The sequence below is a fragment of the Rhodopseudomonas sp. genome, assembly GCF_036404135.1.
In the GTDB taxonomy this organism is placed as follows: domain Bacteria; phylum Pseudomonadota; class Alphaproteobacteria; order Rhizobiales; family Xanthobacteraceae; genus Rhodopseudomonas_A.
Genome location: NZ_DASWPE010000112.1, coordinates 1 through 22,244, shown reverse-complemented (window position 1 = coordinate 22,244; position 22,244 = coordinate 1). Strand labels below are relative to the sequence as shown.

Below are 22,244 nucleotides of genomic sequence, written 5' to 3'. Positions count from 1 at the left end.
GGCGTCGCGCTGGCTCTGGGTTTCGCCGACGCAGATGATCGCGACGAGCCCGGCGCGCCAGGCCGCCTCGGCCTTCTGCCGCACCAAAGTGTCGCTCTCGCCATGGTCGGCGCGGCGCTCGGAATGGCCGACGATCACCGCGCGGGCGCCGGCGTCGGCCAGCATTTCCGCGGCAATGTCGCCGGTATGGGCGCCGGAGGCCTCGGGGTGGCAATCCTGCGCGCCGATCGCGAAGGAATTCGACCGCGAGCCGGTGTCGGCGGCGAGCTTCTGGGCAAAGGCCGCGACCAGCGTCGCCGGCGGGCAGATCAACAGGTCGGCGGAGGCCGACAGCTTGGCCGCGCCTTCCAGCATCAGCTTTAATTCGGACAGCGACGCCCGCAGCCCGTTCATTTTCCAGTTTCCGGCAATCAACGGTCGAATCGCTGCTGACATTTTGGCTCTCGCGGGCTGCTGCGGGCTGATACTGGCCTGCGCTAGCAGAGCCGCCCTTCTTGCTCAAGAGCGCCGCAACGCGCGCAGGCCGGCTCAGCCGGCGTCGCCGGCGCGCTGGCGGGCGATCTCGGCGTCGGAGAGCTGCGGCGCGGCGGGGTCGAACGCCGCCCAGCCCGCCGATTGCAGCTCGCTGCGGCGCTGCGAAATATCCACCGATGCCGGGTCCAGCAGCGCCTCGAGCCGGGCCTTGTCGTGGTCCGGCACCCTGGCGCTGACCAGGCTGCCGCCGCGGCGAATGCTTTCGGCGTAGATTTCCGCCTCGTTGGTGGCGACGCCGGCTTCCGCCAGCATGCCGACGATGCCGCCGGCGGCACCCGCCGCCGCCGCGCAGGTCAGGGTCGCGGCGAGCCAGCCGGCCGCCACCACCGGGCCCAGCCCCGGCACCACCAGAAGCCCGAGCCCGGCCAGCAGGCCGCCGACGCCGCCAAAGCCGGCGCCGACCGCGGCGCCCTTTTCGGCGGCGCCGAGCAGATCCGGCGCGAACCATTTCTCCGAATTGTTGGCGAGGAAGCTGATGTCGTCGTCGGCGACGCCGGCTTGCTGCAGTCGGCCGATCGCGGCCTGCGCCACGGCGGCGTCGTCATAAAGCCGGGAGATCGTCACCGTCATGCCGTGGCCTCCGTTGCGGCCGGTGATAGCGCGAAGTCACTGCGCATCGACGTGCCCCTTGTAATCGACGCTGACATGGACCTTTTGCCCGTTCCGGGTGGCGGTGCCGCGCCAGATCCCCTGATCGTCGTTCACCAGCCGCGAGATATCGGCGAATCCCTTGGCGGCGATCGCGGCGCGGGCCTGGCTTTCCATGAAGCTATTGGCCCCCGGAACCAGCGGCGCGGCCCGGCCGACCTGCGAATCATCCGCGGACGGCCCCGGCTGCGCGGCGGCCGGCGCCCACAGCGCACCCCACAGCAGCGTCGCGACGATGATCCGCATCTGCTCCGCCCCACGCGGCCCGAATTCGCGGGAAAAAGCGCCAGCGTGCCAAAGGTTCCGGGGCGTTTCGGCCGCGGTCGCGGGGTTTTTGCCGGCGCCGCCGCGGTTGCGACGACGTGACCGCCACTTTATGGTGGATTATCAAGCCGGCGTGGCCCATTGGTCCGCCGCTTAAGCCGGCGGCGTCCGGTTCCCTCCTGCCAACAAAGTGGACCTATGCTTCGAGGAATTCGTAAGGCCTCATCGAACTGGGTCGGCAAGACCATCATGAGCATCGTGATGGGGGTGCTGATCCTGAGCTTCGCTGTCTGGGGCATCGCCGACATTTTCAAAGGCTTCGGGCAATCGACGCTGGCCAAGATCGGGCGCACCGAAATCTCCACCGAGCAATTCCGCCAGCTCTACACCGAACGGCTGCAGCAGATCGGCCGGCAGTTCGGCCGGCCGCTGACCCAGGACCAGGCCCGCGCCTTCGGCATCGACCGCCAGGTGCTGCAGCAGGCGGTCGCCGAGGCCGCGCTCGACGAGGACGCCCGCCGCATCGGGCTCGGGCAGTCCGACGCCGAAACCATGCGCACCATCGTCAGCGACCCGAATTTCCGCGGCAGCAATGCCGGGTTCGACCGCGCCCGCTTCGCCCAGGCGATCCGCCAGTTCGGCTATACCGAGCAGCGCTACATCGCCGAGCAGCGCAAGGTCTCGCTGCGCCGGCAGATCGCCGGCACGCTGACCGCCGAGCTCGAGCCGCCGAAGACGCTGCTCGACGCGCTGACCAGGTTTCAGACCGAACAGCGCGCGATCGACTATGTGAAGCTCGACGCCGGCCACGCCGGCGCCATCGCAGCCCCCTCGCCCGAGCAGCTCGCGGCCTATTACGCCGACCACAAGACCCAGTTCAGGGCGCCGGAATATCGCAAGATCTCCTTCGTCGCGCTGACCCCGGAGGCGGTGGCGAAATGGACCACGGTGTCCGACGACGACGCCAGGAAGGTCTATGAGTCGCATCGCGACAAGTTCTCCACGCCGGAGCGCCGGCAGATCGCGCAGATCGTATTCCCCAGCGCCGAGGAGGCGCAGGCCGCCCGCGGCCGGCTCGCCGCCGGTCTGTCGTTCGACGATCTCGCCAAGGAACGCGGGCTGTCCCCGTCCGACGCCGATCTCGGCATGGTCGGCAAGACCGCGATTCTCGATCCGGCGGTGGCGGACGCAGCCTTCGCGCTGCCGGAAAACCAGATCAGCCAGCCGATCCCCGGCCGGTTCGGCGTGGCGCTGGTCAAGGTCGGCAAGATCGAGCCCGGCACCCAGCAGAGCTATGAGAGCGTGGCGCCGGCGCTGAAGCGCGACATCGCGCTCGACACCGCGCGGGCCTCGATCGCCGACCTGCACAACAAGATGGAAGACGCCCGCGGCGGCGGCGCCAGTGTGCTCGAGGCGGCGCAGAAGCTCGGCCTCGCCGCGGTGACGATCGAGGCGTTCGACCGCTCCGGCCGCGCGCCCGACGGCAGCCCGACCGCGATCCCGCAGGGCCTCGACCTCGCCTCGGCGGCGTTCTCCAGCGACGTCGGCGTCGACAATGACGCTTTGGCGTTCGGCGGCGGCTATGTCTGGTTCGACGTGCTCGGCATCACGCCGTCGCGCGAGCGCAGCCTCGATGAGGTCAAGCCGCAGGTCGAAGCGCGCTGGCGCGACGAGCAGATCGGCACAAAGCTGCGCGACCAGGCCAGCGACATGGTGCAGAAGGTCAATGCCGGCGGCAAGCTCGCCGATGTTGCGGCGGCGGCCGGCCTGAAGGTCGAGACCGCGGCCGCGTTCAAGCGCGACGCCGCCGTCGCCGGCCTGCCGGGCAGCGTGGTCGAAGCCGCGTTCCGCACCGCCAAGGACGGCGTCGGACAAAGTCCCGGCAATGGCGGCGGCGAATGGATCGTGTTCCGCGTCACCGACGTCACCGTGCCGCCGGTCGATCTGGCGTCCGAGGACGCCGGCAAGCTGAAGGACACGCTGCAGCGCAGGCTCGCCGACGAATTGCTCGCGCAATACGTCGCAAGGCTGGAGACCGAGATCGGCACCTCGATCAACGAAAGTGCGGTTGCGCAGGCCACCGGGGCGGCAACAAACTAATCGCCCCGGCCCGGTGCTGCGTGTCTGACTGCTGCGTGCCTGAAAGTCATCGATGAACGATTTCAAGTCCATTATCGGAAAGCTCGCGACCGGCGTCACGCTGTCGCGCGAGGAATCGGCCGGCGCCTTCGACGCCATGATGTCCGGCGAAGCCACGCCGTCGCAGATGGGCGCGATGCTGATGGCGCTGCGGGTGCGCGGCGAGACCGTCGAGGAGATCACCGGCGCGGTGTCGGCGATGCGCGCCAAGATGCTGCGGGTCACGGCGCCCGCCGACGCGGTCGACGTGGTCGGCACCGGCGGCGACGGCTCCGGCTCGGTCAACGTCTCGACCTGCACCGCCTTCATCGTCGCGGGCGCAGGCGTGCCGGTCGCCAAGCATGGTAACCGCGCGCTGTCGTCGCGCTCGGGGGCCGCCGACGTGCTGGCGGCGCTCGGCGTCAAGATCGACATCACCCCGGATCAGGTCGGCCGCTGCGTCAAGGAGGCCGGCATCGGCTTCATGTTCGCGCCGACGCATCATCCGGCGATGAAGAATGTCGGCCCGACGCGGGTCGAACTCGCCACCCGCACCATCTTCAACCTGCTCGGGCCGCTCTCCAACCCCGCCGGCGTGACGCGGCAGATGGTCGGGGTATTCTCCCGGCAATGGGTGCTGCCCTTGGCGCAGGTGTTGAAGAATCTCGGTTCCGAGGCCGCCTGGGTGGTGCACGGCTCCGACGGGCTCGACGAGATCACCATTTCCGGCCCGACCTTCGTCGCGGCGCTGGCCGGCGGCGAGATCACCACTTTCGAAATCACCCCGGACGACGCCGGCCTGCCGCGCGCCGGCGGCGACGCGTTGAAAGGCGGCGACGCCGAAGCCAATGCGCGGGCGCTGAAGGGCGTGCTCGACGGCAGGCCCGGCGCCTATCGCGACGTCGCCTTGCTCAACGCCGCGGCTACGCTGATCGTCGCCGGCAAGGCCAAGACCCTGAAAGACGGCGTTGCCCTTGGGGCAAAGGCACTCGACAGCGGCGCGGCCGCGGCACGACTGCAGCAACTGATCGCGGTTTCCCACGCGGCGTAAGGATTGCCATGTCCGACATCCTGACCAGGATCGAAGCCTATAAGCGCGAGGAGATCGCGGCCGCCAAGCTTGCGCGCCCGCTCGCCGAGCTGCAGGCCGCAGCCAAGGCCGCCTCGGCTCCGCGCGGCTTCGTCACCGCGATCCGCAACAAACTCGCCGCCAGCGACTACGCGCTGATCGCCGAGGTCAAGAAGGCCTCCCCTTCAAAGGGCCTGATCCGCGCCGATTTCGATCCGCCGTCGCTCGCCCGCGCTTATCAGCAAGGCGGCGCCGCCTGCCTGTCGGTGTTGACCGACACCCCGTCGTTCCAGGGCAGCCTCGATTATCTCGTGGCGGCGCGCGCTGCGGTGTCGCTGCCGGTGCTGCGCAAGGATTTCATGTTCGACACCTATCAGGTGGTGGAAGCCCGCGCCTACGGCGCCGACTGCATCCTGATCATCATGGCGGCGCTCGACGACGCCGCGGCGAAAGACATCGAGGACGCCGCGATCGATCTGGGCATCGACGTGCTGATCGAGATCCACAACCGCGAGGAACTGGAGCGGGCGCTGAAAAATCTCCGCTCGCCGATGATCGGCGTCAACAACCGCAACCTGCGGACTTTCGAGGTGACGCTTTCGACCAGCGAGGCGCTGGCGCCGCTGATTCCGGCCGACCGGCTGATGGTCGGGGAAAGCGGCATCTTCGCGCCGGCCGACCTCGCCCGGCTCGAGCGGGTCGGGATCTCGACCTTCCTGGTCGGCGAAAGCCTGATGCGGCAGCAAGACGTCGCCGCCGCGACCCGGACGCTGCTGACGCGGGACTCGCTTCGCGCCACCGGAACGCGGTAGTGACTGAGGGCGTCAGCACTGCCCGTCTTCACCCTCCCCTGGAGGGGGAAAGAAAGCCCATGGCCAAGAAACACAAACAGACCTCTGCCGAGCTGCCCGCCCTCACCCATATCGGCGAAAGCGGCGAGGCCTGGATGGTCGACGTCTCGGCCAAGCCCGCGACCGAGCGCACCGCGGTCGCCGCGGGCAGCGTGGTGATGAGCAAGGCGACGCTGGAGTTGATCCGCAGCGGCAACGCCAAGAAGGGCGACGTGCTCGGCACAGCAAGGATCGCCGGCATCATGGCGGCCAAGCGCACCGCGGATCTGATTCCGTTGTGCCATCCGCTGGCGCTGTCCAAGGTCACGGTGGAGATCGAGCCGGACAACAAACTGCCGGGCTGCCGGGTGCGCGCCAGCGTCACCGTGACCAGCCCGACCGGCGTCGAAATGGAGGCGCTGACCGCGGTCTCGGTGACGTGCCTGACGATCTACGATATGATCAAGGCGGTCGAGCGCGGCGTCTCGATCCAGGACATCCACCTGGTCGAGAAGAAAGGTGGCAAGTCCGGTCACTACCTCGTCACCAATGAGGCCGAGAAGACACGCGGCAAATCCGGCCGCGGCAAGGCAACGCCGGCGACGTCGTGACCGCGATTCTCGCGGCGGCGGACGGGCGCGAGGAAACGACATGAGCGAAAGCGGTTTCTTCGTCGACTCGGTCGGCCTCAGCGTCGGCGACATCGTCGCGCTGACCGGGGCCGAGCCCCGCGACGGCACCGATCTGGCGCGGTCGATCAGCGACCTTGCGCCGCTCGACCGCGCCGGCATCGCCGACCTCAGCTTCATCGCCGAAACCAAATATGCCGGCGTGCTGGCGCAGACCCGCGCCGGCGCGGTGCTGACCAGCGAGCGCTTCGCCGAGCTTGCGCCCGCCAATGTCGCGGTGCTGCGGATCGCCAAACCCTACGAAGCCTTCGTCGCGGTGGCGCGGCGGCTCTACCCCAGCGCGCTGCGCCCGACCTCGCTGTTCGGCAGCATCGGGGTGGCGCCGGGCGCCATCGTGCATCCTTCCGCGAAACTCGCCGCCGGCGTCACCGTCGATCCAGGCGCGGTGATCGGGCCGCGCGCCGAGATCGGCGCGGGCTCGCTGATCGGCGCCAATGCGGTGATCGGGCCGCACGTGAAGATCGGCGCCGATTGCGCGATCGGCGCCGGCTGCACCGTCACCCACAGCGAGATCGGCGACCGCGTCATCGTGCATCCCGGCTGCCAGATCGGCCAGGACGGCTTCGGCTACATCTCCAGCGCGCAGGGCCATACCAAGGTGCCGCAGATCGGCCGCGTGGTGATCCATGACGACGTCGAGATCGGCGCCGGCAGCAACGTCGACCGCGGCGGCATGCGCGACACCGTGATCGGCCAGGGCACCAAAATCGATAATCTGTGCCAGATCGGGCATAATTGCGTGATCGGCCGGCATTGCATCATCGTCGCGCAATCCGGCCTCAGCGGCAGCGTCACGGTGGAGGACTTCGCGGTGCTCGGCGCCCGCACCGGGGTGATCCCGCATATCACCATCGGCAAGGGCGCGATGCTGGCGTCGCGCTCCACGGTGTACAGCAACGTGCCCGCCGGCGCGGTGTGGGGCGGCTTCCCGGCGCAATCGAAGCGGCAATGGATGCGCGAAGTGGTGGCGCTGCGGCAGCTCGCCGCCCGCGACCAGGACCGCGCGGCGACGCCCGCTACGTCCGCATCCCCCTCCGCGGACGCGGCTGACCTACCCGACCAGGCGGCGTCCTGAGAGCCGGGCTGATAATGCTGATAATAGAGCATTGAAATTACTACAGCTGCTTCGTCATTGCGAGCCGAGGACGGCGCGCTGCGCCGTCCGAACGGCGAAGCAATCCAGGGGCTTCTTGCGTAGTCCTGGATTGCTTCGTCGCAAGAGCTCCTCGCAATGACGAACTTAAGCGCTTGATCTCGTTGCCATCATTACGAGCCAGACTCCGACGACGTTGCTCACGCGGTCATTGCCTCGGCGGCGGCGCGGCGATCGACCACGAACCGGCTGATATTGTCGCAATTGAAGCAGCGATAAATATGCCGGTCGAATTCGTGGGCGAAGCCGACCGGCCGCGGCTCGACCCGCGACAGCCGCATCCGCATCCCGCAATTAGGACACCGCGACGGATCGAACGTGACGTCCTGCCACACCATGCTGCCTCCCCATTGCTCGCTGCGCCATGCGCTGCCGCCGCCAGCCGTCGGCCGCGACGCGGCTGCGCCGACGCACGTCCTCCAGCCGGATCGCCATGCCGCCCTTCGGCGGCGGATCGGGATCGTCGTCGAGCCGGCGCAGCGCCTCGAGAATCGCCGCCAGCGGCAGCGGCGCGTCGCGGCCGGGTATCCGCCGCAGCCAGGGCTGGGATTCCACCGCATGGGCGTCGGAGGCCCAGGACGCCAGCGTAGCGCGCTTCTCCGAACGCGACAGCGACGGCGCGCGGAGCACCGCTTCGGGATCGCTGAGCCCGGCGGCCGGATCCGGAAACGCCAGGACGCGACCGGGATTATCAAATTTGCGGGTTTCGAAGTTTGTCAGATTCATGAAGTCCTCCCGAACTACTCCTTTCAAACCGGGACGCCGCAACAAATAGCCGACGCCGCGTGGCCTTCAAGACCGCCATCAAAAAAAATTTGCGTAGTTGCGTCGCCTGCCATTGACACCCGGCGCGCGCTCCCAACTCAACGCCAGCGCCCCGCATGGCGCGGGGAGCGTAACGTCTGAAATCACGGATGTTACTTGAGTTCGTATCAGGACGAATGGAGGCTTCCATGAACGTGCGCGATATCATTCCCTGGACCCGTGGCAACGCGCAGCCGCTCGCCCGCTACGAAGGCGAAACCAGTCCATTTCTTTCCCTGCATCGCGAAGTCAACCGGCTGTTCGACGACGCGTTTCGCGGCTTCGATGTGCCGGCGGCGTTCGCCCGGTTGGCGCCGCTCGGTGGCGGCTGGCCGAAGCTGGAAATCAGCGACACCGACAAGGAGCTGAAGATCACCGCCGACGTGCCCGGCCTCGAGGAGAAGGACATCGAGGTGCTGCTCGACGACGGCGCGCTGACGCTGCGCGGCGAGAAGACTTCGGAGACCAACGACAAGGAGCGGCAGTTCAGCGAACGCTTCTACGGCCGCTTCGAGCGCCGGATTCCGCTCGACTATGAAGTCGCCGAGGACAAGGTCACCGCCGCGTTCAAGAACGGCGTGCTGACGGTGACGTTGCCGAAGACCGAGCGCGCCGCCACCCGGTCGAAGAAGATCGCGATCAACAGCCAAAGTTGACGCGATGCGGCATCGCCTTCGGAAGCGCGCGGCGTTTCCGAAGGCGGCCGCGGCCCACGCGCCGACAGGCGCGGCCAAACGCCACGATTGCTTCCGCGCCGCGATCCGTCGATACCCGAGGGCGTGATCGCTGCAAGGGATGCGACATGCCCGACAACTCCTCCCCGCCCCCCGCCGCGCTGCGCGGCCTCGACGACGCCGAAGTGCGCGCCCGCCAGGCCGCGGACGGCTTCAACGAATTGCCGCGGCCGGATCGCCGCACGCCGTTTCGCATCGTGCTCGAAGTGCTGCGCGAGCCGATGCTGGCGCTGCTGATCGGCGGCGGCGTGGTCTATCTCGCGCTCGGCGATCTGAAAGAAGCGCTGATCCTGCTGTGCTTCGCCAGCCTCTCGGTGGTGATCACGGTGGTCCAGGAAACCCGCACCGAGCGCGTGCTGGAAGCTTTGCGCGACCTCACCAGCCCGCGCGCGCTGGTGATCCGCGGCGGCCAGCGGCAGCGCATCGCCGGGCGCGAATTGGTGCGCGGCGATCTGATCGTGCTGTCCGAGGGCGACCGGGTGCCGGCCGACGCCGTGCTGCTGCAAGGCCAGGACATCCAGACCGACGAGTCGCTGTTGACCGGCGAATCCGGGCCGGTGCGCAAATGGCCGCGCGACGATCCGCATGCCGGCCATAGCCGACGTCCCGGCGGCGACGACCTGCCCTTGGTGTTTTCCGGATCCCTGGTGGTGCGCGGCGCCGCGATTGCCGAGGTTCTGGCGATCGGCGCGCACAGCGAGATCGGCAAGATCGGGCAATCGCTCGCCGCTCTGAAGACCGAGGCGCCGCGGCTGCAGGCGCAGACCAGGCGGCTGGTGGCGGTGTTTGGCATCGTCGGCGGCGCGGTCAGCCTGCTCGCGGTGGTACTGTACGGCACGCTGCGCGGCGGCTGGCTCGACGCGGTGTTGGCCGGCATCACCATCGGCATGTCGATGCTGCCGGAGGAATTTCCGGTGGTGCTCACCGTGTTCATGGCGATGGGCGCGTGGCGGATCTCGCAGGCCCGGGTGCTGACCAGGCGGGCCGCCGCGATCGAAACGCTCGGCTCCGCCACCGTGCTGTGCACCGACAAGACCGGCACGCTGACCCGCAACCAGATGTCGATCGTCGAGTTGCGGCTGCCGGACGGCGAGACGTTGCGCCCCGAGGCGCCGGCTGCGCTGCCCGCGGCGTTCGCCGGATTGTTGCAGGCCGGCGTGCTGGCGGCGGCCCCCGATCCGTTCGATCCGATGGATGTGGCGTTTCACGAACTCGGCAAAACGGCGTTGCCGGCCTCCTTCACGCAGCGCCAGGCCGGCCGCAAGCCGCTGCAGGCCTATGGGCTGCGGCCCGATCTATTGGCGATGTCGCAGGGCTGGGCCGGCGAGGATGGCGCTTACGTTGTCGCCGCCAAGGGCGCGCCGGAAGCCGTCGCAGATTTGTGCCGGCACGACGACGCGCAGCGCGCGGCGCTGGCCCGGCAGGTCGATGCGATGGCCAAGGCCGGCTTGCGCGTGCTCGGCGTCGCCCGCGCCAGCTTCGCAGGCAGCGAATGGCCGGCGTCGCAACGCGATTTCGATTTCCAATTTCTCGGCCTGGTTGGGCTCGCCGATCCGTTGCGCGAGGCTGTGCCCGCCGCGGTGAAGGATTGCCGCTCGGCCGGCATTCGCGTGGTGATGATCACCGGCGACTATCCGGCGACGGCGACCGCGATCGCGCAAGCCGCCGGGCTCGACGCCGCCGATTGCGTGTCTGGCGAGGAGCTCGCGCAGATGGACGACGCCGTGCTCGCGGCGCGGGCGCGCCGCGTCAACGTGTTCGCGCGGATCATGCCGGAGCAGAAGCTGCGCATCGTCAACGCGCTGAAGGCCGACGGCGAGATCGTGGCGATGACCGGTGACGGTGTCAACGACGCGCCGTCGCTGAAGGCCGCGCATATCGGCATCGCGATGGGCGGTCGCGGCACCGACGTGGCGCGTGAGGCCGCAGCGATCGTGCTGCTGGACGACGACTTCGCCTCGATCGTGCGCGCGGTGCGGCTGGGGCGGCGGATCTACGACAATCTGCGCAAGGCGATGGGTTTCATCTTCGCGGTGCATGTGCCGATCGCGGGGCTCGCGCTGTTTCCGTTGCTGCACGGCTATCCGATCCTGCTCGGGCCGATCCACATCGCGTTCCTCGAGATGATCATCGATCCGGTGTGCTCGCTGGTGTTCGAGGCCGAGACCGAGGAGCGCGACGTGATGCAGCGGCCGCCGCGCGATCCGGAGCAGCCGCTGTTCTCCGCCGCGCTGATCGGCTGGGGCCTCGTGCAAGGCGTGCTGGCGCTGGCGCTGGTGATCGGGGTGTTCGCCATCGGCCAGGCGCGCGCTATGCCGGAGACCGAGATCCGCGCGCTGACCTTCTTTGCGCTGGTGCTGTCGATCGTCGGGCTGATCCTGCTCAACCGCTCGTTCAGCTCGTCATTATGGGCGGCGCTGCGCCGGCCGAGCCCGACGCTGATCGCGGTGCTGGCGCTGGTCGTCAGCGTGCTCAGCCTGTCGCTGGCGTGGCCGGCGGCGCGCGACTTGTTCAAGTTCGGGCCGTTGCACCCCGACGATCTGGCGTTGACGCTCGGTGCCGCGGTCGTCGGGCTGTTGGCGCTGGAGGCGATCAAGCCGCTGTGGCGCGAACGCATCCAGGCCAGCGCGCGTGCTTCGCAATAACCCGAGTTAGTCGTTACGGCTTCAGGCCGGGCGGCATCGCCGTGTTCTCGCGCATCAGGGTGATGGTGACGCGGCGGTTGGCGGCGAGCAGCGGCGCGTCGGGAAACAACGGCTCGCTGTCGGCCTTGCCGGCGACCGCGAACACGTGGCTAGACGGCAGCCCCTCGCCCTTCAGAATCTGCCGCACCGCATTGGCGCGCTGCCAGGACAGCACGAAGGCGTCGTCGTCGTCGCGCGCCGCCGCCGCGGCGGTGTGACCGACGATCGAGACCCGCAGCGCGGTGGCGCGCAGCGGCGCCGCCAGCTTGCGCACCAGCAGCATGGTGCGCTCATAGGGCAGCGGCGAGCCGTCCGGAAACATCGGCCGCCCCTCCTGATCGACGATCTGCAGATTGAGCCCCTGCGGGGTGTCCTCGAACATAACGTTCTTGGAGATTTCGCTGATCTCCGGCATGTCCTGCAGCGCCTGGCGCAGCGACGCCGAGGCCAGCGCGAATTCGCGGTCGGCCTTCAATTGCGTACCCAGCTTGGCCATGCCGCCGCCCTCGTCCGGGCTCGGCTGGTTGGTGGCCTGGTCCGGGGCGATATGCTCGACGTTCTTGACCTTGCCGCGGGTCGGCAGCCCGTCGGTCTCGATCACCCCCGACCAGCGCGCATCCATCTGCACGCCGAAGGCGTCGCGCATCGAGCCGGCGACGATCTGCAGCTTGTGCTGGTCCTGGTTGGAGAACGACACCAGCATGACGAAGAAGCTGGTCATCAGCCCCATCAGGTCGGCGAAGGTGACGAACCAGCCGCCGACGTGACTGCCGGTGGCTTCTTCCGGCTTCTTCTTGCGGTTTCCCGGTCGTCGTAATGCCATCGCCGTCGCCTAAGCCGAGATTGCTCGCGGCATCGCCGCGGGCTCACGCTGGAAGCAGCGAATATACCCCTCGCCTCGCAGCGAATTGCTAACGCTGTGTTGCATCCGCCCGCGCGCCGGCGGAACGCGTCGACAGCGTTAGCAAAACTCTAACAGCCGGCATTGCCCCGCGCGCCGCGCTTGTGTAGATGCGGCGGATGCCCGTGACGCTTGCGCCCGATACCGCCGACGCCCTGCTGTTCGATCTCGGACGGGTGGTGCTCGAGATCGATTTCGATCGCGCTCTGGCCTCCTGGGCCCGCGACGCCGGCTGCGCGCCGGCCGAGCTGCGCGGCCGCTGGGTGGCGAACGACGCCTATCGCCGCCACGAGCGCGGCGAGATCGACGACGCCGCGTTCTTCGCCGCGTTGCGCGGGCTACTCGGCGTCGCGCTCACCGACGCGCAATGGCTGGCCGGCTGGAACGCGCTGTTGGTCGGGGAAATGCCGGGCATCGCCGCGTTGCTGGCGCGCGCCGCCAAGCGGCTGCCGCTCTATGCCTTCTCCAACACCAACCCCGCGCATGTTGCGCATTTCTCGCAAGCCCACGCCGCGTTGCTCGGCCAGTTCCGCCGGGTGTTCGTCTCCTCGACGATCGGCATGCGCAAGCCCGAACTCGCCGCCTATGATCATGTGATCGCCGAGATCGGCGTGCCGGCGCAGCGCATCGTGTTCTTCGACGATTTGATCGAGAACATCGACGCCGCTCGCGCCCGCGGCCTGCTCGCGGTGCATGTGCATAGCAGCGCCGACGTCGCCCGCGCGCTGGATGCGCTCGGCGTGTAGCTCCGCCCGCTACACAGAATTTGACGTAACAAATGTGACAGCGGCTGCACAAAGAATCGGCGGCGCTGCGCAGCTTTTCCGCAATTCAAAATTGCCCGCGGCGCTTTACCGAATCTTCTCGATTGGCTTCCTACGACCACGTCATCACGAGGTGATCATGCTGATCGATGAGATCGCGTGTTGATATCAATGTGCCTGGAAAGCTGTCTCCCATGTTCAAATTTCGCGGTCGACTCGCAGCCCTTGGCGGCCGATTGGCTCGCAGCCTCCGGATTGGCCTGCGCGTGCAGATCGCGCTCCTGGGAATCGTTGGCGTATTGCTGACCGGCGCGATCTGCCTGTTCGGGCTCAAGCTCGCCGACCACGCCCAGCAGCAATCCGCGCAGCGGATCGCGTTGCGCGCCCATGTCGTCGAACTCTCCGCCAATTATCTCGAGGCCGGGCTGATTGCGAATGCGTTTCTGCGCAAGCCGGACGACCGGCTGATCGCCAGCCACAAGGCCGTGGTCGGCGCGGCGCAGGCCCACCTCGACGCCATCGAAAAGCTGGTGGAGCCGTTCGACGACGGCGATCCGCTGAAGCAGACCAGCGCGCTGCGCTCCGGCTTCAACCTCTATCTCACCCGGTTCCAGAACCTGGTGTCGGCGCAGCAGATCCTGGGCTTCAACGAAAATCAGGGGCTGCAGGGCAAGCTGCGCGCCACCGTGCACCAGGTCGAGAGCCGGCTCGCCGAATTCGATCAGCCGCGATTGGCCAACCTGATGCTGATGATGCGCCGCCATGAAAAGGATTTCATGCTGCGCGGCGACGAGAAATATGGCGATCAGTTCGACAAGCGGGTCGGCGAATTCACCGACCTGCTGGCGGCGTCGGAATTGTCCGCCGCGGTCAAGACCGAGCTTGCGGCGCTGATCAAGTCGTACAATGCGAGCTTCCTCGCCTACATGGTCAGCCAGAGCACGCTGAACGACGAGGCCGCGGATTTCGTCACCGTGTATCAGCGCAACCGCCCGACGCTGGACGTGCTGATCAAGGCCGCGGACGAGCGCTACCAATCCTCAGAAGCCAGCGCGGTCGAATTGCGCAGGCTGCTGGCCTGGGCGATCGGCGGCGCCACGCTTGGCATCGGCGTCCTGGCGCTGCTGTTCGGCCAGCGCATCGCCACGCTGATCGCGCGGATGACCTCGGCGATGCAAAAGCTCGCCGCCGGCGACGTCGAAGTGGTGCTGCCCGGCCTGGCGCGCAGCGACGAGGTCGGCGACATGGCGCGCGCGGTCGAGCATTTCAAGGAGCTGTCGCAACAGCGGGCGCGCGACGAGGTTGCGGCCAAGATTCAGCGTGACGCCGTGGTCGCCGAACGCCGCAAGGCCGATATGACCAGGCTCGCCGACGGCTTCGAAGTGGCGATCGGCGAGATCATCGAGGGGGTGTCCTCGGCGTCGATCCGGCTGGAGCAGTCCGCGGGCTCGCTGACCGCGACCGCCGAGCGCTCGCGCGAGCTCGCCAGCGCGGTGGCGGCTACGTCCAGCGAGGTCACCAGCAAGGTGCAGTCGGTGGCGGCGTCGGCCGAGCAGATGGCAACGTCGGTCGACGAGATCGGCCGCCAGATCCGCGAATCGGCGGCGATCGCCGCCAAGGCCGCCGAGCAGACCCGGCGCACCAACGACCATGTCGGCCTGCTGGCGGCTGCCGGCGACCGTATCGGCCACATCGTCGAACTGATCAACTCGATCGCCAAGCAGACCAACCTGCTGGCGTTGAACGCCACCATCGAAGCCGCGCGCGCCGGTGAAGCCGGCCGCGGCTTCTCGGTGGTGGCCTCGGAGGTCAAGGCGCTGGCGTCGCAGACCGCGCGCGCCACCCAGGACATCAACGAACATGTCGGCGGCATTCAGGCCGCGACCACGCAATCCTCGGAGTCGATCAAGGAGATCAGCGACACCATCGCGCAGATGTCGGCGATCTCGACCAGCATCGCGCTGGCGGTGCAGCACCAGGGCAGCGCCACCGAACAGATTTCCCGCAACGTGCAGCAGGCCGCGCATGACACCGAGCAGGTCGGCGCCAGCGTCGCCGACGTGCAGCGCGGCGCCACCGCGACCGGGACGGCGTCGTCGCAGGTGTTCTCCGAGGCGCGTTCGCTGTCGAGCGAAAGCGCACGTTTGAAGGCCGAGGTCGGCAAATTCCTGGGCTCGGTGCGCGCGGCCTAACGATCGCCCTGCGACACCCGGCGCCGCCCGCGGCGCGACGGCCCAGCCTGCGCGCTGCGGGGCACGCGGGCGGGCGGACCGTGATCGGCCGGCCCGCAGCATCCAACTACCCTTGAGACCATCGCGATGGTTTTACAACCTGGTGTTGCGCGCCCGCTACAGCCAACGGCCACCATCGCGGATTACAGTTGCATTCATCGAACATTGCAATCGAACAGATTTCAGGGGCATCAGAATGAACAAGCTCGCAATTTCCACACTCCTCCTGGCTGCCAGCAGCGGCGCCGCGCTGGCCGCTGACCTTCCGGCGCGCTACACCAAGGCGCCGCCTCCGGTCGCCGCGGTCTATGACTGGACCGGCTTCTACATCGGCGCCAATGGCGGCTGGGGCCAGAGCCACGACAACCGCTCCAACGACACCACCGCCACCTTCCTGGGAAGCTATGACGGCGACGGCGCGGTCGCCGGCGGCCAGATCGGCTATCGCGCGCAATACTCCTCCTGGGTGTTCGGCCTGGAAATTCAGGGCAACTGGGCGGATCTGCACGGCAGCACCGCCATCGCGACCGGCGCGGCCACCACCATTCACTCCAAGCTCGACGCCTTCGGCCTGTTCACCGGCCAGCTCGGCTACGCCTGGAACAACGCTCTGCTCTACGTCAAGGGCGGCGCCGCGGTGACCGACCGCAATTACGATTTCATCAGCAACACGACCGGCCTGGTGACCGCGTCGACGGGCTACAATACCCGGCTCGGCGCCACCGTCGGCGTTGGGCTTGAATATGGCTTCTACTCGAACTGGTCGCTCGGCGTCGAATACGACCATATCTTCGAGAACAAGCACAATGTCAGCTTCGTCAGCGCCGCGACCGGGCTGAACCTGACCAGCGTCTATGGCTCCGGCGGCGATACCGATCTGGTCGTCGCCCGGCTCAACTATCGCTTGGGCAATTTCCCGATCCCGCGCTATTGAGCCTCGGAATTGAGCCTGGCCGGATCGCGCCAGCGATCGTCGGCTGATCCGTCTTCGAAACAAGCCCGGCTCCGCGCCGGGCTTGTCGTTTGTGTGGGGGGGGGGGATCGCGCGCGCGATCAGCGCTCGGCCAATACGCGCGGCAGCGCGCTGCCGGTCATCACCGTTTCTCGCGCGCTCTGATCATCACCCCTTCCCCACCGCGCGGAGCGGTCCGCTGCCCCTAGCGGTGAGGGTCGGGGGCGGGGTCCACGAGTCGCGGTGATCGATCTGCCACGCGCCGGACGCCGCGATCGGCATTGCAATTGGCCGCAGGTCGGACGCGGCTTGCGCCGCCTTTCCATCTTGTCGAAACGCCCGCGCCGCGGCTATGAGAGCCGCAGCCGCACGCGGCCTCATCCTGGCTGCGCACATCGCGGCCTGTCGCAGGAGCACCGATGCAGGATATGGCAAAGTGGATTTTGCGCGCCGTGATCGTGGTGTTCGGCGCCGGCTTCGTTTACGTCTATGTCAGCCGCAACGGCTGGACGCTGGCCGAGATGCCGACGGTGTGGGACGCCAATGCTCCGGCGGCGAGCGGCAGCCCGGCCACGGCACCCGTTGCGCCCCGCGCGCCCGCACTCCCCAGCGCCGCCGCCGCCACACCCGCCGCCAGCGCGCCGAGCGCCGCGGCAACCAGCTTCCCGCCGTGCCAGCCGATCGGCCGCACCGAAAAGGGCGAGCTGGTCTATTCGATGGACTGCAAGCGGCTGCCGCAGCCGTAATCGCCGCAGCGCCGCCGACGGCAACGGCGCCGCGGCTGGCGCCAGCGCGCTGCGGTTTGCCCGCCCAGGTGCCTGACATCGGCCGCGGGATCGTAGTAACCTTGGTGCGACGAAGCGCCTTCCCGGCGCCTTTGCGCCGCCCGCCCCCCGGAGATTTCACCAATGGCCCTGATGCCGGTTGCCGATGCGCTCGCCGCGATTCTGGCGGGCGCCGACCCGCTGCCCGAGGAGCCGGTCGCGCTCGACGCCGCGCATCACCGCGTGCTGGCGCGCGACCTTTCGGCGCGGCGCACCCAGCCGCCGCAGGCGATGTCGGCGATGGACGGCTACGCGATCCGCGGCGGCGATGCCACCGCCCCCGGCACCCGGCTGCGGGTGATCGGCGAAGTCGCCGCCGGCCGGCCGATCGACCGCGCGCTGGGCCAAGGCGAAGCGATCCGGATCTTCACCGGCGGCGTGGTGCCGGACGGCGCCGATACCGTGGTGATCCAGGAGGATTGTTCGCGCGACGGCGACGTGGTGATTCTCAACGAGGCGGCGAAGTTCGGCCGCCACATCCGGCCTGCCGGCATCGATTTCAACGAAGGCGACGTGCTGCTGCGCCAGGGCAGCCGGTTGAGCGACCGCGACCTGGCGCTGGCGGCGTCGATGAACTACCCGCTGCTGCCGCTGCGGCGCCGGCCGCGCGTCGCGCTGCTCGCCACCGGCGACGAATTGCTGATGCCGGGCGCTACCCCCGGCCCCGGCCAGATTCTTTACTCCAACGGCTACGCGCTGCACGCGCTGGCCCGCGAGGAAGGTGCTGTGACCTTCGACCTCGGCATCGCCGCCGACACCATCGACGCCACCACCGCCGCGGTCCGCCGCGCCCGCGCCGAAGGCGCCGACATCCTGGTCACCACCGGCGGCGCCTCGGCCGGCGACCACGACATGGTGCTGCGCTCGCTTGAGGCCGAGGGCGTCGAGATGGCGTTCTGGAAGATCGCGATGCGGCCCGGCAAGCCGATGATGCACGGCCGGCTCGGCGCGATGCGGGTGATCGGCCTGCCCGGCAATCCGGTGTCGTCCTATGTCTGCGCCTATCTGTTCATGGTGCCGTTGATCCGCGCGCTCAGCGGCCGCGCCGACGTCGCGCCGCGCCGCGAACGCGCCGTACTCGGTCGCGACGTCGCCGCCAATGACGGCCGCGAGGACTATCTGCGCGCCGCGCTGTCGTTCGACGACAGCGGCCGGCCGGTCGCCACCCCGGTGGAGCGGCAGGATTCCTCGCTGCTGGGCTATCTGTCGAAGGCCGAGGCCTTGCTGATTCGGCCGCCCTTCGCGCCGGCGGCGAGCGCCGGCTCGCCCTGCAGCATTCTTAAGCTGCCGTTGTAGCGATCGGCGAATATCTTGACCGCAAATTAACGGGTTGCGGAACACATATGGAACAGATAGTGTTCGTTCATGATTTGTTTTCGAGATTTCGCGCCGCTGCGAACTTCCCGGGAACGCGGCGGGCCGCTCCACGGCCGTCAACGCCAAGCTTTTTGAGGACTGGTGAAGATGCTCACCCGCAAACAATACGAACTCTTGCGCTTCATCAATGAACGGCTGAAGGAAGCCGGCGTGCCACCGTCCTTCGACGAAATGAAGGACGCGCTCGACCTGCGCTCCAAGAGCGGCATCCACCGGCTGATCACCGCTTTGGAAGAGCGCGGCTTCATCCGCCGGCTGCCGAACCGCGCCCGCGCCATCGAAGTGATCAAGCTGCCGGAGCTCGGCGTCAATCCCGGCGGCGGCAACGGCCGCCGCGGCTTCACGCCCTCGGTGATCGAAGGCAATCTCGGCAAGGTGCGCCCCGCCGCGTCGATCGGCGCCGATGACGATGGCGGCCGCACCGTCGCGGTGCCGGTGATGGGCCGGATCGCCGCCGGCACCCCGATCGAAGCGCTGCAGACCCGCAGCCACACCATCAGCATGCCGGCTGACATGCTCGGCTCCGGCGAGCACTACGCGCTCGAAGTGCGCGGCGATTCGATGGTCGACGCCGGCATTCTCGACGGCGACATGGCGCTGATCCAGAAGAACGACAGCGCCGACACCGGCGACATCGTGGTCGCCTTGATCGACGAGGAGGAAGCCACGCTGAAACGCTTCCGCCGCCGCGGCGCCTCGATCGCGCTGGAGCCGGCCAACGCCGCCTATGAGGTGCGCATTCTGCCGCCGAACCGGGTCCGCATCCAGGGCAAGCTGATCGGGCTGTATCGCAAGTACTAAGCGACCAAGTAGCAGCCGCGATGGCGAGGGACGGCCGGGTCGGCGATCGTCGACCAATTTGTCGGCGTTGCGCTTAGTCGGTCGACATTGCGCTAAGTCGGTCGGCGCAGATCGATGGTCGGCCACGCTCAGTCGTCGTCCTGCCGCTCGGCCTCCGGCGGCGTGGCATCGACCGGCGCCGCCGTCGCACCGCGTCGGCTTGGCGCAGCGGTATCGGAGCGCTCTTGCGGCTCGGGAACCGGGCGCGACCATGGCCGGTCGACGCCGCGCGGCCGGTTCGCGGTGGTGACGAAGCTGCCACGGGTTTGCCGCAACATTTGCGCGCCCTGCCCGCGCAAATTTTCGAGGTCGATCACCGGCGCCGCGCAGTCGGCAGGCTTCTGCCGCAGCGTCACGATCAGCCGCGCCCGCTCGCAATCCTCCGCCACGGCGTCCGGCCGCCGCGCCAGCGCGACGAGGCCGCCATCGGCGAGCGGCGCGACGCAGCCCGACGCATCGCAGGACACGCCCTCGGCGAGCGTCGGATCGCTCACCGCGCGGCTATCGGCGTCGGCGGCGAGCCATTCCTTCAAAAGAAACGCGTCCTTGCCGTCCTGCATCAGCCGCAGCCGGCCATCGGCGCCGCGGACTGCAACGTGGTGACCATCGGCTGCGACCAGAATGTCCGGCTGCGGCGTCAGCAAGGCCGAGCTGATAGCAACGCCAAGCAATGCCGCGCCGGCAAAGCGCAGCGGCGTGCGCAACAGCCCGAGCAGGATGATGCCGAGCGTCGCCAATAACAACGGCCCGGTGCCGAACGCCGCGACCCGGCCGACCGCGCCGGGCAACGATGCGACGCCCTCAGCCACCACGATCATCCAGTCGATGCCGAATTCCATCAGCCGCCAGAACACGCCGTCGAAGCCGAACGGCATTGCCGCGAGTCCCAATAGTCCCGCGGGCATCACCAACGCCGACACCACCGGCATCGCCAATAGATTCGCCAGCACGCCATACGGCGTCACCCGATGGAAATGAAACGCCGCATAGGGCGTCGTCGCAAGGCCCGCGACCAGCGAGGCAAGACCGAGCACCATGATTTCCCGCGCGCCCCACAGCGCCGCGCGCGCGGTCGCGGAATTGTCCGGCGCGGCAAACAGTTTCGGCATGCCGATCTGCACCAGCGCGACGAGGCCAAGCGTCGCTGCGAACGACATCTGAAAGCTCGGATGCACAAGGGCTTCCGGCGCCAGCGTCAGCACGATCATCGCCGCCACCGCCAGGGTGCGGAAGGTGATGGCCTGCCGATCCACCAGCACCGCGATCAGCACCACCGCGGTCATCAGGAAGGAGCGCTGCGTCGCCACCTCGGCACCGGACAGCAGCAGATAGAACAGCGCCGCGGCGAGCGCGGCAGCAGCGGCGCATTTTTTGATCGGAAAGGTCACGGTCAAGGCCGGGATCAGCGCCAGCAGCGCGCGCACCGTGAAGAACACCACGCCGGCGACCACCGCCATGTGATAGCCGGAGATCGACAGCACGTGACCCAATCCGGAAATGAACATCGCGTCGTTGACCGGCGTGGTGATGGCGTCGCGGCGCCCGGTCAACAGCGCGGTGGCGATCGCGCGATCATCACCGCTGAGCGTCAGCCGGATCCGCGCGTCGATGGCGTCGCGCAGACCCTGCATGGTGGCGGCGTAGCGCAGCGCCCATCCCGGTTCGCCGGGCGGCGGCCGCGGCCGGATCGCGCCCATCACGAAGCCGGTGGCGGCGATGCCCTGGAAATACAGGTCGCGGCCGAAATCGTAAGCCCCCGGCCGCAGCGGCTGCAGCGGCGGCGCGAGCCGCGCCTTCAATTCAACGAAGCTGCCGACTGCGGGCGCGGTGCCCTTCTTCACCGACAGCCGCACCCGCTCGAATGCGCCCTGATCGCGCGCGGCGTCCATCTGCACGACGCGCAGCACGAAGCGGTCGGTCTTGTCGCGCTCCTCGCGGGTCTCGATGAAGCCCTGCAGGCCGACCATATGGATCGGCCGCGTCAGCACGTCGTGCACGATACGTGACGCCTTCAGCGCCGCGGTGGCAAAGCCCGCAGCCAGCGCCGCGATCAGCACCGCCAGCGCGAACACCCGCTGCCGCCGCAGCGCCACGGCCGCGCCGGCAAAGCCGCAAGCCGCCAGCGCCGCCACCCAGGCGACCGGCTCATGATCGGCGGCGAAATACAGCGCGATGCCGGCGCCGAACGAAACCGGCACCCAGGGCAGCAACCGCCCGGCGCCGGCTTCGGCATGGGCCCAGCCGCGCAGCCGATCGACGACGCGCTGCCACGCGGCAACGCCAAGCGGCGCCACGCCGCTGGCCCGCGCGGCCTCGCCCAACGACCAGGTTTTCGCCCGTGGCCGACTGTTACGCGTTTCGCTCACCCCGCACGCCCCTGACGCGCCGCGCGGTCAAAATGAAACAAAAGGTTGCAGCCCGCAACCGCGGACTGCCACCCCTCAGCGTGAGGGCGTCAGGCCTTCGCGACCTCTTTGGCGAAGCTGTCGCGCAGGCCGATGGTGCGGTTGAACACCGGCTTGTCCTTCGTGGAGTCCGGATCGGGCACGAAATAGCCCTGCCGCTCGAACTGCACCACCTCGCCCGGCGCGGCCTGCAAGATCGCCGGCTCGACCCGGGCGTCGCTCAACACTTCGAGCGATTGCGGATTGAGGTCGGCGGCGAAGTTGGCCGCATCCGGCGACGGATTGACGAACAGCGGGTTGTAGACCCGGATTTCCGCCGGCACCGCGTCCGCCGCCGACAGCCAATGCATCGTGGCTTTGACCTTGCGGCCGTCCGGCGCGTTGCCGCCGCGGGTCGCCGGATCATAGCTGCAGCGCAATTCG

The 22,244-nt window shown here is 68.5% G+C and carries 20 protein-coding genes and 1 pseudogene; 13 read left to right on the top strand and 8 right to left on the bottom strand.

What is annotated here, in order from left to right; genetic code table 11:
• The 3 genes from VGC77_RS13950 to VGC77_RS13940 all read right to left on the bottom strand — a co-directional run.
• Positions 1 to 435: triose-phosphate isomerase (locus tag VGC77_RS13950; RefSeq protein WP_331172165.1), on the bottom strand; the 435-nt coding region annotated here is incomplete at its 3' end.
• A 93-nt stretch (positions 436 to 528) separates the two neighbouring features.
• Positions 529 to 1,104: a hypothetical protein gene (locus VGC77_RS13945; protein WP_331172164.1), complete on the bottom strand. Its 576-nt coding sequence runs from the start codon at positions 1,102 to 1,104 to the stop codon at positions 529 to 531.
• Positions 1,105 to 1,140: 36 nt separating this feature from the next.
• Complete coding sequence (locus VGC77_RS13940; protein WP_331172163.1) at positions 1,141 to 1,428, bottom strand: PepSY domain-containing protein; 288 nt, start codon at positions 1,426 to 1,428, stop codon at positions 1,141 to 1,143.
• 216 nt (positions 1,429 to 1,644) lie between these two features.
• On the opposite strand from VGC77_RS13940, the gene VGC77_RS13935 reads away from it, so the two are divergent.
• Genes VGC77_RS13935 through lpxD form a run of 5 tightly spaced genes read left to right on the top strand, consistent with a single transcriptional unit; the run spans position 1,645 to position 7,227 of the window.
• Positions 1,645 to 3,546: a peptidyl-prolyl cis-trans isomerase gene (locus VGC77_RS13935; protein ID WP_331172162.1), complete on the top strand. Its 1,902-nt coding sequence runs from the start codon at positions 1,645 to 1,647 to the stop codon at positions 3,544 to 3,546.
• A gap of 52 nt (positions 3,547 to 3,598) precedes the next feature.
• Entirely contained in the window at positions 3,599 to 4,615 is a 1,017-nt protein-coding gene (gene trpD / locus VGC77_RS13930) for an anthranilate phosphoribosyltransferase (RefSeq protein WP_331172161.1), read from the top strand.
• Between the two features lie 8 nt (positions 4,616 to 4,623).
• A complete protein-coding gene (trpC, locus tag VGC77_RS13925) occupies positions 4,624 to 5,445 on the top strand; it encodes an indole-3-glycerol phosphate synthase TrpC (RefSeq protein WP_331172160.1) in 822 nt (273 codons plus the stop codon).
• 59 nt (positions 5,446 to 5,504) lie between these two features.
• Entirely contained in the window at positions 5,505 to 6,074 is a 570-nt protein-coding gene (gene moaC, locus VGC77_RS13920) for a cyclic pyranopterin monophosphate synthase MoaC (RefSeq protein ID WP_331172159.1), read from the top strand.
• Between the two features lie 40 nt (positions 6,075 to 6,114).
• Positions 6,115 to 7,227 carry a UDP-3-O-(3-hydroxymyristoyl)glucosamine N-acyltransferase gene (gene lpxD / locus VGC77_RS13915; protein ID WP_331172158.1) on the top strand — a complete coding sequence of 371 codons (1,113 nt, stop codon included), beginning with the start codon at positions 6,115 to 6,117 and terminating at the stop codon, positions 7,225 to 7,227.
• Between the two features lie 218 nt (positions 7,228 to 7,445).
• Here the strand turns inward: lpxD and VGC77_RS13910 are convergent, their stop codons facing one another.
• Positions 7,446 to 7,586 (bottom strand): hypothetical protein, encoded by a 141-nt coding sequence (locus tag VGC77_RS13910; protein WP_331172157.1) that lies wholly within the window; start codon positions 7,584 to 7,586, stop codon positions 7,446 to 7,448.
• A gap of 13 nt (positions 7,587 to 7,599) precedes the next feature.
• Complete coding sequence (locus tag VGC77_RS13905) at positions 7,600 to 8,031, bottom strand: hypothetical protein (RefSeq protein ID WP_331172156.1); 432 nt, start codon at positions 8,029 to 8,031, stop codon at positions 7,600 to 7,602.
• Positions 8,032 to 8,258: 227 nt separating this feature from the next.
• On the opposite strand from VGC77_RS13905, the gene VGC77_RS13900 reads away from it, so the two are divergent.
• Together VGC77_RS13900 and VGC77_RS13895 are read left to right on the top strand one after the other, a co-directional pair.
• Positions 8,259 to 8,765 (top strand): Hsp20/alpha crystallin family protein, encoded by a 507-nt coding sequence (locus tag VGC77_RS13900; protein WP_331172155.1) that lies wholly within the window; start codon positions 8,259 to 8,261, stop codon positions 8,763 to 8,765.
• A gap of 146 nt (positions 8,766 to 8,911) precedes the next feature.
• Positions 8,912 to 11,488: a cation-translocating P-type ATPase gene (locus tag VGC77_RS13895; protein WP_331172154.1), complete on the top strand. Its 2,577-nt coding sequence runs from the start codon at positions 8,912 to 8,914 to the stop codon at positions 11,486 to 11,488.
• 13 nt (positions 11,489 to 11,501) lie between these two features.
• Here VGC77_RS13895 and VGC77_RS13890 read toward each other — a convergent pair whose 3' ends face one another.
• A complete protein-coding gene (locus tag VGC77_RS13890) occupies positions 11,502 to 12,350 on the bottom strand; it encodes a flagellar motor protein MotB (RefSeq protein WP_331172153.1) in 849 nt (282 codons plus the stop codon).
• 197 nt (positions 12,351 to 12,547) lie between these two features.
• Between VGC77_RS13890 and VGC77_RS13885 the strand changes: the two genes are divergently transcribed.
• The 6 genes from VGC77_RS13885 (at position 12,548) to lexA (ending at position 19,377) form a co-directional block, all read left to right on the top strand.
• Positions 12,548 to 13,174, top strand: coding sequence for an HAD family phosphatase (locus VGC77_RS13885; protein ID WP_331172152.1), 627 nt, complete (start codon positions 12,548 to 12,550; stop codon positions 13,172 to 13,174).
• Between the two features lie 284 nt (positions 13,175 to 13,458).
• Positions 13,459 to 15,384, top strand: coding sequence for a methyl-accepting chemotaxis protein (locus VGC77_RS13880; protein WP_331172151.1), 1,926 nt, complete (start codon positions 13,459 to 13,461; stop codon positions 15,382 to 15,384).
• A gap of 235 nt (positions 15,385 to 15,619) precedes the next feature.
• Complete coding sequence (locus VGC77_RS13875; protein WP_331172150.1) at positions 15,620 to 16,357, top strand: outer membrane protein; 738 nt, start codon at positions 15,620 to 15,622, stop codon at positions 16,355 to 16,357.
• A 437-nt stretch (positions 16,358 to 16,794) separates the two neighbouring features.
• Positions 16,795 to 17,121: a hypothetical protein gene (locus VGC77_RS13870; RefSeq protein ID WP_331172149.1), complete on the top strand. Its 327-nt coding sequence runs from the start codon at positions 16,795 to 16,797 to the stop codon at positions 17,119 to 17,121.
• Between the two features lie 162 nt (positions 17,122 to 17,283).
• Entirely contained in the window at positions 17,284 to 18,495 is a 1,212-nt protein-coding gene (gene glp, locus VGC77_RS13865; protein WP_331172148.1) for a gephyrin-like molybdotransferase Glp, read from the top strand.
• A gap of 168 nt (positions 18,496 to 18,663) precedes the next feature.
• On the top strand, positions 18,664 to 19,377 hold the full coding sequence (gene lexA, locus VGC77_RS13860) for a transcriptional repressor LexA (protein WP_331172147.1): 714 nt from the start codon (positions 18,664 to 18,666) through the stop codon (positions 19,375 to 19,377).
• 128 nt (positions 19,378 to 19,505) lie between these two features.
• Here the strand turns inward: lexA and VGC77_RS13855 are convergent, their stop codons facing one another.
• Positions 19,506 to 21,782, bottom strand: a complete 2,277-nt coding sequence (locus VGC77_RS13855) for a ComEC/Rec2 family competence protein (RefSeq protein ID WP_414709663.1) — start codon at positions 21,780 to 21,782, stop codon at positions 19,506 to 19,508.
• A gap of 89 nt (positions 21,783 to 21,871) precedes the next feature.
• Positions 21,872 to 22,244, bottom strand: a pseudogene (locus VGC77_RS13850) (glutamine--tRNA ligase); the annotation flags it as partial.